The sequence below is a fragment of the Nitratireductor sp. B36 genome (assembly GCF_020833685.1).
GTDB lineage: Bacteria > Pseudomonadota > Alphaproteobacteria > Rhizobiales > Rhizobiaceae > Nitratireductor.
The window spans coordinates 654497-669931 of the sequence record NZ_JACKZY010000003.1; the positions used below are offsets into that span (position 1 = coordinate 654497).

Here is a 15435-nt window from a genome sequence, read left to right on the forward strand (position 1 = left end):
AAGGCGGCGGGGACGATTCATTTTCAGGGAGGCGACCTGCATGAAGACGGGACTTGTTACCGGTGGAACTCGTGGCATTGGCGCGGCAATAGCAACAGCCCTCAGGGATGCTGGCTATCGGGTCGCGGTGAATTACGCGGGCAATGACGAGGCGGCGGCGCGGTTTGCCGAGGAAACCGGCATTGCCGCCTACAAATGGTCGATCGCCGATTATGATGCCTGTGCCGAAGGTGTTGCGAAGATCGAAGCCGATCTCGGGCCGGTGGACGTTCTGGTCAACAATGCCGGAATCACGCGGGATGTGATGTTCCACAAGATGACGGTGGAAGACTGGCGCGCGGTTGTCGATGTCAATCTCAACGGCGTCTTCAACATGACGCATCAGGTTTTTGCCGGTATGCGGTCACGCAGGTTCGGTCGCATCGTCAATATATCTTCCATCAACGGTCAGAAGGGCCAGATGGGGCAGGCCAACTACTCGGCGGCCAAGGCCGGCGAGATCGGTTTCACCAAGGCATTGGCCCAGGAGGGGGCGCGCTTCAACGTGACAGTGAACGCGATCTGCCCGGGCTATATCGCCACAGACATGGTGATGGCTGTGCCGGAAGCCGTGCGCGAGAAAATCATCGCCCAGATCCCGGTGGGGCGGTTGGGCGAGGCCTCGGAGATTGCAAGATCCGTGCTTTTTCTGGTTTCGGACGAGGCCGGGTTCATGACCGGGTCGACATTGACGGTCAATGGCGGACAGTACTTCGTCTGAAGGAAAAACTGCTGCATTGCGCGGCTGAGTGACCCGGTGCTGTGGAGAAAAGCGAGCGTCGTGCTTTGCGTATCTCTGTATCAAATTGAAGCAATTTGGTTAACGCGGCATTCATCCTGACACTCCGGCCCTGTGGATAAGCTGTTCCTTATCTGTCGACAGCTGGTGGAAAACACCAGATGTAGTGGCGAACGTATCAGGAACATTTCGGCATCACTGATTCGTCGCCGATTCGTTCCGGGTTTGGTCGAAGTGTTAACGCGTGGGTCTTCGAAGCGTCGAAAACCCGTTAACCGCTCAGCAAATTTTCCTAACGAAATCTTATGCTTGTTCGGGAAGAAGAGACGCGGTCCTCTGCCTTTCGCTCAAAAGTTAACGCTCATCCCCGGTTTCATACCATTTGGGCAAGGTGCCGATTCAGCATGTAGGCCCACGTGCTGAGCGATGCACAGCATATTGGGGTGAACAAAACGGGAAACACTCGAAGTGAGTGATTCGTCGCTGATTCGTTCCAGACTCGTTCCAAACCTTAACAAGCGAATTTTTCTCCTCCCCGTTTGGGCAGGCTTTGTCGGCGGAGTGTCAGTCTTGCCTTGGAATGCGAAGGCAAAGCGTGCTAACCCGTGTGCTCGCCTTTTTTCGCTGAGGTAGACGGCTTTCCGGGCCCTATGAATTTCCAGAATCAGAATGCCAGTCCCCGGACACTTTCGGGGCGCAACGTCACAGCCATCCTCGGCCCTACCAACACGGGCAAGACGCATCTCGCCATTGAGCGTATGGTGGCGCATTCGAGCGGGATAATAGGCCTGCCACTGCGCCTGTTGGCTCGCGAGGTTTACACGCGTGTTGTCGCCAAAGTGGGTGAGCAGCATGTGGCGTTGATCACCGGCGAGGAAAAGATATCGCCGCCGGGCGCGCGCTTCTCGGTGTGTACTGTGGAGGCAATGCCGCGTGAGGCGGATGTGGCCTTTGTCGCCATCGACGAAGTGCAGCTTGCCGCTGATCTCGAGCGCGGGCATATCTTCACCGACCGCATCCTGCACCTGCGGGGCCGCGAGGAAACGCTGCTGCTGGGTGCCGGCACGATGCGCGGCATCCTGGAAAAGCTGCTACCGGGCCTTTCGGTCATAACCCGGCCGCGCATGTCGGTGCTTACCTATTCCGGTTCGCGCAAGATCACGCGGCTGCCGCGTCGCTCGGCCATCGTGGCCTTTTCCTCCGATGAGGTTTATGCGATCGGCGAACTGATCCGCCGCCAGCGCGGCGGTGTCGCCGTGGTGCTTGGCGCGTTGAGCCCGCGCACCCGAAATGCGCAGGTGGCGCTCTATCAATCCGGCGATGTTGACTATCTGGTGGCGACGGATGCCATCGGCATGGGGCTCAACCTCGATGTGGACCACGTTGCCTTTGCGCAAAACCGCAAGTTCGACGGTTTCCAGTATCGCGACCTCAATCCGTCGGAACTCGGCCAGATCGCCGGACGTGCAGGCCGACATTTGAGGGACGGAACCTTTGGTGTGACGGGCCAGGTGGACCCATTCGCCGATGAGCTGGTCCATCGTATCGAGGCGCATGAGTTTGATCCGGTCAAGGTGCTGCAATGGCGCACGGCCGCGTTCGACTTTTCAAGCGTTGATGCTCTCAAGGCATCTCTCGATATGCCGCCTCCGGTTGAGGGGCTCACTCGCGCACTGCCTGCTGCGGATGCCAAAGTGCTCGAATTTCTGTCGCGGGATGAGGACATACGCAAGCTGGCGGAAGGGCGCGAACGCGTCGGGCTTCTGTGGGAAGCCTGTGTGCTGCCCGATTACCGGCGTATAGCACCGGCCCAGCACGCGGAAATTGTTGGTGCAGTCTTTTCTGATCTGGCGCGAATGGGCCATGTCGATGAAGACTATATGGCTGAACAGGTCAAACGTGCCTCGTCTACCGAGGGGGACATCGACACTTTATCGCAGCGGATCGCGCAGATCCGCACATGGACATTTGTCTCGCATCGGCCCGGTTGGTTGGCCGATGCGACACACTGGCAAGAAAAAACACGAGAGATTGAGGACAGTTTGTCCGATGCGCTGCATGAGCGATTGACGAAACGCTTTGTGGACCGCAGGACTTCCGTGCTCATGAAGCGCCTGAGAGAGAATGCAATGCCGGAAGCAGAAATCAGCCCCGTTGGCGAAGTCCTTGTCGAGGGGCACCATGTTGGTGAGATGCTAGGGTTCCGCTTTACTGCCGACCGTTCGGCGGAGGGCGAGGATGCGCGCGCCGTCAAGGCAGCCGCGCAAAAAGCGCTCGCGGCCGAGTATGAAGCTCGTGCGGAGCGTTTTGCCTCATCGGGCAATGGAGATCTGGCGCTCGATTCTGATGGTCTGCTGCGTTGGCTCGGACAGCCTATCGCAACCCTGGTGGCTGGCGAGGATGCATTAAAGCCGCGTGTGGTGCTCCTGGCAGATGAGCAGCTTACCGGGCCGGCACGCGACAAGGTGGCTGCCCGTGCCGAACGCTTTGTGACATATCAGATCGAGTCGCTACTGAAGCCCTTGGTGGACCTTCGCAACACTGAAAGTCTTTCGGGAATGGCGCGCGGGATCGCCTTCCAGCTTGCCGAGAATTTCGGCGTGCTCAATCGCCGCAATGTGGCCGAAGACGTTCGCGCTCTCGATCAGGACGCGCGCGCCTCGTTGCGCCGCCTTGGCGTGCGCTTTGGCGCTTATCACATCTTTGTTCCTGCGCTGATCAAACCCGCTCCTGCAGGGCTTCTGACACTTCTGTGGGCGCTGAAAAACGACGCTAAAGACAAGTCGGGCTATGGGGATGTCGTGAACGCGCTTGCCGCGGGGCGCACGTCTATCGTCACCGATCCGACCTTTGAAAAGGCGTTTTACGGGCTCGCGGGCTATCGCAATCTCGGTCGCCGTGCGGTGCGTGTCGATATTCTTGAGCGCCTTGCAGATCTTATTCGACCTGCGCTGTCGTGGAAGCCGGGAGCGGGCGCGCGGCCTGAAGGCGGTTATGACGGTGCTGCCTTTGTGGTCACGCCGGCAATGATGTCCATTCTTGGTGCGACCGCTGACGATATGGAAGCGATCCTCAAGGGGCTGGGCTATCGTGGAGAGCCGAAATCAGCTGAAGAGGTGGCCGCGCATCTGAAGGCGCTCGACGAGGCGGCTGCGGAAAAGGAAGCGACACAAAAGGCCGAGGAACTCAAATCAGCCGCGCCCGTGGCTGAGGGGACGGAAACGGCCGCGGCGACCGAGGAGGCCACTGCCCAGCCAAATGAGGGAGCAGAGGCAGAGACCGTTGTGGCGGAGACACCCGCCGAGACCGCAACGCCTGCGGCTGCTGAGACCACCGCGGATGCAGCAGCTGAGGCTGTGGCTGAAGCGCCTGCTTCCGAGGCTTCGGCCGAAAATGCATCCGTCGAGGAAGAAGAACCGAAGCCGGTTCTCATCTGGCGGCAGGCTCGTTTCGATGGGCGAAAGCGCCATGGTGCGGGCAAGGGAAGTCCGCGCCAGCAGGGGCGCGGGCGTCAGGAACGCGAGGGGGCCCAAAAGCGAGGCAAACCTCCACGCAAGGACGGTGACAAGCAGAGCTTTAAACGCAAAGGAGCTGCGCATCGTCCGCGCGAGGAGCGGCCGGCTCGGATCGATCCGGATTCACCCTTTGCCAAGCTCGCTGCACTGAAGGACCAGTTGAAGAAGTAGCGCCATGCAATGAGCGGGACAGCTTTAGAACGGCAGCGCATCGATAAGTGGCTGTTCTTTGCACGGGTGGTGAAATCACGCTCACTCGCTGCCAAGCTCGCACAGGCGGGACGAGTTCGGGTCAATCGCAACAAGATCGAGCAGGCCGCCTACCAGATCAAGGTGGGCGACGTGCTCACCATCTCTCTTGACCGGCGTATCCTTGTATACCGTGTTCTGGCGCCTGGGGCGCGGCGTGGCCCCGCGGAAGAGGCACGTCTGCTCTATGAAGACATGACTCCGCCTGCCCCGCCGAAAGAGATCCTGGTAGCGTCACAGCCGCCAAAGCGTGATCTGGGGACCGGACGCCCGACCAAGAAGGAGCGTCGCGCGCTCGATCGGTGGCGCGACGACGGCTGAATCCGAAAACAGGTCTCCAAAGGTAGGAATGGGATTTCGCCTGCGACGATTGCGGCGCAATAACGGGCCTTGCAACCGCCCTTCAAAGGCGATACCTCACCTCTCGACATTCCAAGAAGCTGTCAGCCGAGAGCACCAATGACCTATATCGTCACCGACAATTGCATCAAGTGCAAGTACATGGACTGTATAGAAGTTTGTCCGGTGGACTGTTTCTATGAGGGTGAAAACATGCTCGTCATCCATCCGGATGAGTGCATCGACTGCGGTGTCTGTGAACCGGAATGCCCGGCAGAGGCGATCAAGCCCGATACTGAGCCAGGTCTGGATAGCTGGCTTCAGCTGAATTCCGAATATGCCGAAAAATGGCCCAACATCACCGCTAAGAAAGAGCCTCCGGCAGACGCCAAGGAATTTGATGGCGTCGAAAACAAGCTGGAGCAGTACTTTTCGCCGGAGCCCGGCGAAGGAGATTGAACCCACTTTACGTCCGTGGGGCATAATGCAAATAGACGTGGCAATCGCGCAGGATTCTGCCGCGACATCTTCGCACATGCGTCAAATTCTTGATTCTTTCGGCTTTTTGTGGTAGCTTCACGAAATCATGCCGGTGACAACACGTCTTTTGATGGCGCACACAGACTAATCACTGAAAGGTGGGGCTCAAAATCCGGACCGGGGCTATCTGGGTCAGGGTGTATTGGTTTGCGTGGCGGGCCTTCGGTACAGGGCTGTCACCATTTCCCAGAGCTTGAAATTTCTCGTGCGTCCGAAAAGCCGGCAGGCGTATGGGCATAGGTTATCGTCGAGGCGAGGCGATGCCGGCATGCCCCACTAGAACAGGAGTGTTAGGCGGATGACCACCCAGCAGAAGAAATCGGCGCAGCGTCAGGGATTCAAGACTGGCGAATATATCGTGTATCCGGCGCACGGCGTCGGGCAGATCGTTACGATCGAAGAGCAGGAAGTCGCCGGTCACAAGCTGGAATTGTTCGTCATCGATTTTCAGAAGGACAAGATGCGCCTCAAGGTTCCGGTCGCCAAGGCGACGTCCATTGGCATGCGCAAGCTTTCCGAAACTGATTATGTCGATCGTGCGCTCAAGGTCGTCCAGGGCCGTGCCCGCGTGAAGCGCACCATGTGGTCGCGCCGCGCCCAGGAGTATGATGCAAAGATCAATTCGGGTGACCTGATCTCCATTTCGGAAGTCGTGCGCGATCTTTATCGTGCCGACAATCAGCCGGAGCAGTCCTATTCGGAGCGTCAGCTCTATGAAGCCGCACTCGACCGCATGGCGCGCGAGATCGCGGCCGTCAATCGCATGTCGGAAACCGAAGCTGTGCGCCTGATCGAGACGAACCTGAACAAGGGTCCGCGCCGTGGTGCGAAAGCCGACAATGAGGAAGCCGAGAAGGACGAGGCGGCGTAAAACGTCCCTCCCCAACACTTTCCAAGGAACCCGGCTCTCTAGCCGGGTTTTTTGTTGTTCGGTGTCATACGAGCTCGCGGCTGGAACTTTTCGTGTTTCCGACTCGTTACTTTAAGTGATGTCTCGTTGCCTGGGCCTGAGAAACCCTGTTCACGGTGCTTTCAAAAGGCCTCTTACCGCCGGCGAGACGTCCGCCACTGGCGCGGCCGCGCATGTTTGAACGGGGCGTCAGCGACGCTTTGAATGTTTGGACAGCGCATGGCTAAGCCAGTGCGTGTGGGCTTGGTGGCCCGCTCTCCGTTGTCGGAGGCTGGCTCGTAACGCGGGAGTGCATGATGCAAGACCGGGCGGAACGCAAACTGATCGAGAATGCGATGAAAGCGCCATATCTGGCGCTGGAAGAAGAACAAGATCTGGCAAAACGCTGGTCGAAAACACAGGATCAGCAAGCGCTGCATCAACTGACCGTCGCTCATATGCGCCTGGTTATCGCCATGGCTGGCCGTTTTCGAAACTTTGGACTGCCGATGGCTGACCTCATACAGGAGGGGCATATCGGGCTCCTGGAGGCTGCAGCCCGGTTTGATCCCGAGCGCGGCGTCCGTTTCTCCACATATGCGACATGGTGGATACGCGCCTCGATGCAGGACTATGTCTTGCGCAACTGGTCGATCGTGCGCGGTGGGACGAGTTCCGCCCAGAAGGCGCTTTTCTTCAAGTTCCGCCGTCTGAGGGCGAAGCTCCAGAAAAGCATGGGGACTTCTGCCGAGATTCACGAAGAGGCGGCCAAACTTCTTGGCGTTTCAACCGCCGACGTGGCGATGATGGATGCGAGGCTGTCCGGACCCGACTTGTCTCTCAACGCACCGATGCGCGATGAAGGCGAGGCGTCTGCGGAGCGGATGGAGTTTATACCTTCCGATGCCGATCCCGTGGATGAAACCGTCGAGCACATGATCGACGGTGAGCGGCGTGCGGTGTGGCTCGCCAAGGCGCTCAATGTTCTGGATCGGCGCGAATTACAGATCATACGCGAGCGCCGGTTGTCAGACGACGGGGCGACTCTTGAGGCGCTGGGCACCGCGCTCGGAATATCAAAGGAACGTGTTCGTCAGATCGAAAGCAGGGCGATCGAGAAGTTGCGCGGCGTGCTTGTTCGTGAGCATCCCGCGCTCCTCGGGGGCGCAGCCTGAGACAAACTGCGCTTCTGAAAGATAAGACAAATGACAAACGCTATTGATCGGTGACGATCTTCACCCTGGTGCCCGCTGAAGGTGACGCACCGGGTCCGAGAGCATTCAGCAGTCGGAAAAGCTCTACCTTCCGATCCACGCCGCGCATGCGTGCAGCCAGCGAAGCCAGCGTTTCGCCAGGCTGAACCGTGACCACGCGGATCCGCAGGGGGGTGAGCGCCGCGCGCTCCGCCTGATTGAGGACGCGGAAGCTCTGACCGACAGAATCGGCAACCTTTTCAAGTTCGCCGCTCGTTGCGGGGGCGGCGGTCAGCAGGCGATAGACCTGTCCGCCCGAACGGATCACCGTCACATCGAACTGCCAGCCATCGGCGCTGGCGCGTCCCTTGGCGGCCGGGTAGCCATTGATGGTGAGGGTCCGGATTGTCTCGGGCTCAAGCCCGGCAACCCAGCCACTCGTCAGATAATCGGTCAGGGATGTTCCCTGCGGAACGGTGGCTCCATCGAAACGGACGGCGATGTCCTCGGGTCCGACGGCGGTGACTGCTTTCGCTGAGTTGTCGATGATGAAGCCCTGGGGAACGCGGAAGGCGACGCCGAGCCTTGGATGAAGAAAGTCGCGTCCGCGCACAAACCCTTCTTCCGGGGAATCGCCGTAGATCATGCCGTCGATACCAGCGAGGAAGGAATCGCGGTCTCGCTTGCCCGCCGCGTTGGGCTGTTGAAGTTCACGGGCATGGCGTTGCGCGAGCTCGATGCGGCGTGGCGCGTTGGGGTGGCTGGCCAGAAAGTCGAGGCTGGCGTCCGTCGCGCCGCTGACGCTGCGAAAGCCCTGATAGGCGTCCATCGCTTGCAGGAAACGAGCCGCGGCGAACGCGTCGTAGCCGGCATGGGAGGTGGTGCGAATGCCAATACGGTCGGCTTCAAGCTCCTGGTTTCGGGAGAATTGCGCAAGCCGCAATTTGCCGCGAACCAGTGCAGCCTGCGCCGCCTGATCGCGACCGCCCACCACTTCATTGACCACCTTGGAAGCGAATTTTTCTTCCGCCTCCAGTTTCTGCCTCTCGATGCCATGATTGGCGGTCACGTGTGCCATTTCATGGGCCAGGACAGCGGCAAGCTCCGCCGAATCATTGGCAAGCGCCAAGAGCCCGCGTGTGACATAAAGGTAGCCGCCGGGCAGGGCGAACGCGTTCACGTTCGGTGAATTGAGTATCGTGATCCGATAGGCGGCGCCGGTGTTTTGTTCGTCCAACGTCAGCGAGCCGACGACCTTGGCTACCATTCGTTCGAGCTTCGCGTCGGAATACTCGCCGCCATAGGTCTGGAGGATACGTGGGTGCTGCTGGCGGGCGAGACGTGCCAGCCGGTCACCGCGTGTCACCGTGTCCACCGTGACCGGGTTGGAGGATGGCATGAAACTGCCCGTGTCGGTCGGGATCATCTGGCAGCCGGAGAGGAGCGCGGTGAGCGTCAGGGCCAGGACAGTTTTGCGCGACGATGACCGCGCGGGCGGCAGGAAGTTCATGGTAGCGGGCGCTCGATTGGACAAGTGAATGTCCTTCCGGTTGATCTTGTCCAAAGCATGACCAGCCTCAACCAGCCAGCCGCGCTTTTGGTTCCCTCAGCATTGCATCATGTCCCATCGGGGGCATCGTCTAGCGCATAAGCTGCAAAAGGGGAATCCATTTCTTGGAGCTTAGTTGATTTCGCGGCGCGCGCCTATATAGCGGTTGAAGGCGTCCGATGCCTTGCCAGAGATGAACGCATCGGTTGTGCCAATGGCGGAAACCTGTCCTTCTTCCACGAAGATCATCGTTTTGCAAAGCCGCTCTGCATCGCGTGGATCATGCGTCGCCATCAGAATTGTCATTCCTTGCGCGGCGTGCAGCTCGGTGATGAGATCGAGCATCTCATCACGCAGGGCAGGTCCGAGCGAAGCGAAGGGCTCGTCCATCAGAAGGACGGGGCGTCTGCGAATCAATACGCGCGCAAGCGCCACACGTTGGCGCTCTCCGCCCGAGAGCGCCTGGGGTAAGCGGTCTTCCTTGCCGGCGAGGCCGGTTCTGGCAAGAGCATCCGAAACCGCTGCCCGGTCTTCCTCGGTCAATTTCAGGGAAGCAGAGCGGCCAAGCCCCACATTCTGGGCGACGGTGAGATGCGCGAAGAGATTGTTTTCCTGAAACACCATGGAAACAGGCCTGCGGTGAGGATTGAGCCGGGAAACATCTTCGCCATTTATGAGAACGCGGCCCGCGGTGGGTTTCTCGAAGCCGGCTATCAGACTGAGCAGCGTCGATTTGCCCGAACCGCTTGGGCCCATAACGGCCACAATATCGGATGGCGCGATTGTTGCATCGAACGCCATCGGCCTCCCCCCCGGATAAGCGAATTGCAGCGCTTCCAGAGCGATTTGCGCGCCATGTCCAGCGGCGGTCTTGATCATGTCTTCTCCCTGCCGAGACGATCGGCGATGAACATCAATGCCAGACAGAGAAGCCCCAGGAAAAGAGCGAGGCCGGCGGCATCTGCCGTGCGGTAGCTGCCCATGCGCTGCAGCAGGAGATAGGGCAGCGTCTGCACCTGATCGGAGCCGAACAGGGCGATGACGCCGAGATCGCCCAGAGATAGGGCGGCAGCGAAGGCGAGTGCGGTGGCAGCGGGACGTTTGAGCGCAGGCCAGTCGACAAGGCGTAGCCTGCTCCACCCGGTAATGCCAAGTGAGAGACACAGTCTTTCATGGCGGGCGCTGGCGGCATCATAAGCCGGACGAATGGCACGGATGGCGAAGGGCATGGCCATTACCGCATTGGCCGTGACGACCATGACCGGCGCGAAGGCGAAGACATTGCCCACATGGCGCAGGAGAATAAACCAGCCAGCACCGATGACCAGCGGCGGAACGATGAGCACCATGGCAGCACCGCTGTCGGTTGCGCGCTCCAGCAGGGTTGCGGGCAGGGCGCCGCGTTTCATTTCCAGCGCGCGCCGGGCCGCGACCAGTGCCAGTGACAGGATGAGGCACAGGAGGGCCGACAGACTCGCGAAAACAAGGCTGGTGGCGGTGGCCGCAAAGACCGCGCTTTCGGTGGCAAGGCGTCCGAGATCGGCTTTCAGGCCAGCGACCACGGTTGCCGCCATCGGCCCTGCAACGAAGAAGAGGGCGACAAGGATGAGGGCTGCGTTAAGACCGGTCTCTGCGGGCGTATGCCAGACGATCCGTCGGGGTGCGACGGGGAGGTTTGCATCGCCGCTGAAGGACGCGCCGAGGCGGCTCATTGCCAACACGATGCTGCCCGCCAGTGCCACCTGAATGAGGGTGAGCACCAGTGCAAGGGCAGGGTCGAAGTCGAAGCGCAAGGCCTGATAAATCGCCACTTCGAGTGTGGTCGCGCGCGGGCCTCCTCCGAGTAGCAAGACGATGGTGAAGGACGTGACGCACAGCATGAAAACGAGCCCGGCAATGCCGGGCAGGGCAGCGCGCATGGCCGGCCATTCGAGAAACCGGAACGAGGCTCGCGCGCCCATGCCAAGCTGGGCTGCAAGACGCCACTGGTCTGCCGGCACGCTTTCAAGCGCGTTCAGGAAGAGCCGCGTTGCGAGCGGCAGGTTGAAGAAGACATGGGCGACCAGAATGCCCGAAAGGCCATAGATGCCAGGCCAGTGCTCGTTGAAGGCGACCGACAGGAATGGCGCGAAGAAGCCCGCGCGGCCATAGAGCGCGAGCACGCCAAGGGCAGCGACAATGGCTGGCAGCGCAAGCGGCACGGCGAACAGGCGCAGGATGAAGGCGCGGCCCGGAAAGGCCGGATGCCGCGCCAGCGCACGCGCCAGAAGGATCGAAGGGAGCACCGAGAGCAGCGTGGAAAGCAGGGCCTGCCAGAGCGTGAAACGGGCAATGCGCAGAAGCCATGCATCGAACGCATCCAGCACGCCAGAACCCTGGCGTGCCGCTTCCAATGCGAGGCCGATAAAGGCTCCGCTGACAAGCAGGCCGACGGCCGCTAGCGCGACACGCCCTGCGGTTATGCGTCTGTCCATGGCTGGCACCGGGGTGTGCTTAGCGGCTCATCACCGAAAGCCACTCATCGACCCATGTCTTCCGGTTCTTTGCCACCTCTTCAGGCGGGAACTCGAGCGTTTTGGTCGGTTTGACGAGTTCATCGAAAACCGGATTCAACTTGCCGGAGGTTTCTCCGGCCGGGAACATCCAGTTGGTTTCGGGAATGGCGTCCTGAAAGCCGGGACCGGTCATGAAGGCGAGGAATTTCTGCGCCAGCGGGTTTTTTGCGCCCGCAACCGTCTGTGCCGCCACTTCCACCTGCAGGTAATGGCCTTCCGCGAAGCTGGCTGCCTTGTAGCGCTCCGTATCCTCGGCGATGCGGTGATAGGCGGGCGAGGTGGTGTAGGAGAGCACCATGGGAACCTCACCGCTGGTGAACAGTCCATAGGCCTCACTCCAGCCGGGTGTCACCGTCAGCACCTTGTCCTGCAGCCGGCTCCAGGCTTCTGATGCCTTGTCTCCATAGACGGCCTTGACCCAGAGCAGAAGACCTAGGCCCGGTGTGGAGGTGCGCGGGTCCTGAATGGCGATCTTCAGATCACCCTCGGCCTCCACCAGTTCCTTCAGGCTTGCCGGTGGTGTCTCGATGGCTTCGGTGTCGTAGACGAAGGCGAAATAGCCATAGTCGAAGGGTACGAAAATGTCGTTCTCAAAGCCGCCCGGCACCTCTACCTTGGCCGTATCAATACCGTGGGGGGCGAAGAGGCCGGTTTCCTGCGCCTCGTGGAGAAGATTATTGTCGAGGCCGAGCACAATGTCGGCTTTCGTGGAGCTGCCCTCAAGCCGGACACGGTTCAGCAGTGCCACGCCATCGGCGACCGAAACGAATTCCACGTCGCAACCGCATTCCGCCTCAAACGCCTTTTCCACCTGTGGGCCTGGGCCCCAGTCGGATGTGAAGCTCTCATAGGTGTACACTGTGAGCTTATTCTGGTCGAATGCCTGCCCGGAAAGGGCCAATGTGCCGAGCACCAGGGTGGAAAGCAGGGTGGTGGTGCGCATCTGCGCCTCCTCTTTTCTGGTCTGGGAATGAGGCGCTGAGTGAAAAGCGTCTAATCCCTCCGCCGGTATCAGCCGGATCAGGTTCCGCGGGTTGGTTGGGTTCTTCCCAAGCCTCTCAGCCGACAATGCGCCGGCACCCCGTTAGAGCGACCGGGAAAATAGGGCGCGGTGCGCAGCTCCGCAAGGGGGGTGAATGGTGCAAACGCCGTTGGCGCTGGCCCGCCGGCATGATATGGGCCTCGCCCATGAGCCGATTTACCCTTCTCCTTGGCGGAGACCTCACCCGGACACCGGCCCTTGATGCCGAAATCGCCGACAGCCGCATCATCGCAGCGGATTCGGGCATGCGCCATGCTGCGCTTCTGGATGTGAAGCCCGAGCTCTGGGTGGGGGACTTCGATTCCGTGCCCGACGGGTTTGAGGATGCCTATGTCGACGTGGCGCGCCGCACCTTTCCCTCCGAGAAGGACAAGACCGACGGCGAGATCGCGATTGCGGCAGCTCTGGAGGCCGGGGCGACAAGCCTTCTGCTGGCCGGCGCCTTTGGTGGCGAACGGGCCGACCACATGTTCCTGCATTTCGCGCAGGCATTGCAGCTCTCCGAGCGCGGCATTGCCGCGAAGCTGACGAGCGGGCATCAGGAAGGCGTGCCGCTCGTCCCGGGGCGGCGCCACAGCTTCGCCTATGCTGATGGAACACTGTTTTCGATCCTCGGCTTTTCGGAGCTTTCCGGCCTCACGGTCGAAGGCGCGAAATGGCCGCTCGATGCCGTGGAGGTGCCCTTCGGATCGTCTCTGACACTTTCCAATGTCGTTGAGGGCGACCTCTCGATAACCTTGAAAAAGGGCCGGGCGCTGTTCATGGCGCATCTACTGAATGACGGAGAACGCTGAACCATGGCGCCGCCACTCTTAAAGCTGGATGATATTCGTTTGACCTTCGGTGGCACGCCGCTGCTGGCCGGTGCCTCGCTGATGGTCGGCCCCGGCGAGCGGCTTGCGCTGGTGGGGCGGAATGGCTCCGGCAAGTCGACCCTGTTGAAGATTGCCGCCGGGCTCGTGGAGCCGCAGGATGGCGAGATCTTCCGCCAACCGACGGCAACCATACGTTATTTGCCGCAGACGCCCGACTGGCAGGGGTTCGCGACCGTGCGCGCCTATGTGGAGGCGGGGCTTGGGCCTGCCGACGACATCAACCGGGTGGCGCTGGTCATCGACCGGCTGGGGCTCACGGGCGATGAAGACCCGGCGACGCTTTCTGGCGGCGAGGCGCGCCGTGCGGCACTGGCCCGCGTGCTTGCGCCGGAGCCGGATCTGCTACTGCTCGATGAGCCGACCAACCATCTCGACCTCGCCACGATCGAGTGGCTTGAGGAAGAGTTGCAACGGACCTCTTCCGCTTTGGTCACCATCTCGCATGACCGCCGATTTCTGGAAAAGGTAAGCCGCGCAACCGTGTGGCTCGACCGGGGTGTGACGCGCCGGCTCGACAAGGGGTTCGCCCATTTTGAGGACTGGCGCGATCAGGTGCTCGAAGAGGAAGAACGCGAGCAGCACAAGCTCGCCCGCAAGATCGAGCGCGAAGAGCACTGGCTGCGCTATGGCGTGACCGCGCGCCGCAAGCGCAATGTGCGCCGCCTTGGTGAGTTGCAGGCGCTGCGCGAGAAACACCGCAGCCACCGCGGCGCGGAAGGCGTGGCGACCATGGCGGCCAGTGATGCCGCTGAATCCGGCAAGCTTGTCATCGAGGCGAAGGGGCTCGCCAAATCCTATGACGGACTGCAGGTGGTCAAGGACTTTTCCGCGCGCATCCTGCGTGGCGACCGTGTCGGCCTTGTCGGGCCCAATGGCGCCGGCAAAACGACGCTGATCAATCTTCTGACAGGCAAGCTTGAGCCCGATGAGGGATCGCTGCGGCTCGGTGCCAATCTGGACATCGCCATTCTGGACCAGAAGCGAGCGCTCGATCCGCTGGAGACGCTCTCTCACTTCCTGACCGACGGGCGCGGCGACAGCGTCGTCGTCAATGGGCAGGAGCGACATGTCGTTTCCTACATGAAGGACTTTTTGTTCAAACCCGAGCAGGCGCGCACACCGATCCGCGAGCTTTCGGGCGGTGAACGCGCGCGGCTGGTTCTGGCCCGGCTCCTCGCACGCCCGGCCAATCTGCTGGTTCTGGATGAACCGACAAACGATCTCGATATGGAGACGCTCGACCTTCTGCAGGAGCTTGTCGAGGACTTTCCCGGCACGGTGCTGCTCGTCAGCCATGACCGCGATTTCCTCGACCGTACGGTGACGAGCACCATTGCGCCTGCGGGCGATGGCCGCTGGATCGAGTATGCCGGCGGCTATTCCGACATGATGGCGCAGCGCAAGGGCGAGGAGCTGGAGCGGCGCAAGACCCGTAGTGCCGAGCAGCAGAAGGCGAAGCCAGCCGGCAATGCAGGCACGCCCAAGGCCGGTTCGAAAAAGCTCTCCTACAAGCAGAAATTCGCGCTGGAGACGCTGCCAAAGAAAATCGACGAGCTGGCGGATGAGATCGCGGCATTGGAAGAGAAACTCGCCGATCCGAATCTCTACACGCGGGATGCAGCCGCTTTTCAGCGCTATTCCAAAGAGCTTGATGAAAAGCGCGCGAGCCGGGAGACGATGGAAGAGGAATGGCTGGAGCTGGAGATGCTGCGCGAGGAGGTTGAGGGCGCATAGCACCTCTTGCTTTTTTGGACACCGACTTCAAAGCCCCCTTCTCCCCGCCGGCGGGGAGAAGGTGAGGATGAGGGGCGAGCGCCATGTTCTGTGAAACCGCAATACGCGAGAGTTTTACAAGCGCGGCGTCAGCGCCAACCCCTCATCCCCCTGCCGGGACCTTCTCCCCGCAGGCGG

The 15435-nt window shown here is 60.8% G+C and carries 12 protein-coding genes and 1 riboswitch; of the genes, 8 read left to right on the plus strand and 4 right to left on the minus strand.

Annotation, left to right across the window (positions count from 1 at the left end; translation table 11 throughout):
• The first annotated feature begins 40 nt into the window (after positions 1-40).
• From phbB to H7H48_RS14900, 6 genes are all read left to right on the plus strand, one after another.
• Positions 41-760 (plus strand): acetoacetyl-CoA reductase, encoded by a 720-nt coding sequence (phbB, locus tag H7H48_RS14875; protein WP_229449825.1) that lies wholly within the window; start codon positions 41-43, stop codon positions 758-760.
• Between the two features lie 668 nt (positions 761-1428).
• Positions 1429-4464 carry a helicase-related protein gene (locus H7H48_RS14880; protein WP_229449826.1) on the plus strand — a complete coding sequence of 1012 codons (3036 nt, stop codon included), beginning with the start codon at positions 1429-1431 and terminating at the stop codon, positions 4462-4464.
• A 9-nt stretch (positions 4465-4473) separates the two neighbouring features.
• A complete protein-coding gene (locus H7H48_RS14885) occupies positions 4474-4863 on the plus strand; it encodes an RNA-binding S4 domain-containing protein (protein WP_229449827.1) in 390 nt (129 codons plus the stop codon).
• 138 nt (positions 4864-5001) lie between these two features.
• Positions 5002-5340 (plus strand): ferredoxin FdxA, encoded by a 339-nt coding sequence (gene fdxA, locus H7H48_RS14890; RefSeq protein WP_007007554.1) that lies wholly within the window; start codon positions 5002-5004, stop codon positions 5338-5340.
• 379 nt (positions 5341-5719) lie between these two features.
• Positions 5720-6292: a CarD family transcriptional regulator gene (locus tag H7H48_RS14895; RefSeq protein ID WP_229449828.1), complete on the plus strand. Its 573-nt coding sequence runs from the start codon at positions 5720-5722 to the stop codon at positions 6290-6292.
• 335 nt (positions 6293-6627) lie between these two features.
• Positions 6628-7485 (plus strand): RNA polymerase factor sigma-32, encoded by an 858-nt coding sequence (locus tag H7H48_RS14900; RefSeq protein WP_229449829.1) that lies wholly within the window; start codon positions 6628-6630, stop codon positions 7483-7485.
• Between the two features lie 40 nt (positions 7486-7525).
• Here H7H48_RS14900 and H7H48_RS14905 read toward each other — a convergent pair whose 3' ends face one another.
• The 4 genes from H7H48_RS14905 to thiB all read right to left on the minus strand — a co-directional run bounded on the left by H7H48_RS14905 (position 7526) and on the right by thiB (position 12550).
• A complete protein-coding gene (locus H7H48_RS14905) occupies positions 7526-9013 on the minus strand; it encodes a M48 family metalloprotease (RefSeq protein ID WP_370633405.1) in 1488 nt (495 codons plus the stop codon).
• Positions 9014-9184: 171 nt separating this feature from the next.
• Complete coding sequence (gene thiQ, locus H7H48_RS14910) at positions 9185-9931, minus strand: thiamine ABC transporter ATP-binding protein (RefSeq protein WP_229449830.1); 747 nt, start codon at positions 9929-9931, stop codon at positions 9185-9187.
• The gene (gene thiP, locus H7H48_RS14915) at positions 9928-11526 is read right to left on the minus strand and encodes a thiamine/thiamine pyrophosphate ABC transporter permease (protein ID WP_229449831.1); all 1599 of its coding nucleotides are present in this window, start codon (positions 11524-11526) and stop codon (positions 9928-9930) included. Before thiP ends, thiQ begins: the two co-directional genes overlap by 4 nt.
• A 19-nt stretch (positions 11527-11545) precedes the next feature.
• Complete coding sequence (thiB, locus tag H7H48_RS14920; RefSeq protein ID WP_229449832.1) at positions 11546-12550, minus strand: thiamine ABC transporter substrate binding subunit; 1005 nt, start codon at positions 12548-12550, stop codon at positions 11546-11548.
• 37 nt (positions 12551-12587) lie between these two features.
• Positions 12588-12701, minus strand: a riboswitch (TPP riboswitch).
• A 94-nt stretch (positions 12702-12795) separates the two neighbouring features.
• Here thiB and H7H48_RS14925 point away from each other — a divergent pair.
• Both H7H48_RS14925 and H7H48_RS14930 read left to right on the plus strand, forming a co-directional pair.
• Positions 12796-13443, plus strand: coding sequence for a thiamine diphosphokinase (locus H7H48_RS14925; RefSeq protein ID WP_229449833.1), 648 nt, complete (start codon positions 12796-12798; stop codon positions 13441-13443).
• A gap of 3 nt (positions 13444-13446) precedes the next feature.
• Positions 13447-15258 (plus strand): ABC-F family ATP-binding cassette domain-containing protein, encoded by a 1812-nt coding sequence (locus tag H7H48_RS14930; RefSeq protein WP_229449834.1) that lies wholly within the window; start codon positions 13447-13449, stop codon positions 15256-15258.
• Positions 15259-15435 lie beyond the last annotated feature (177 nt).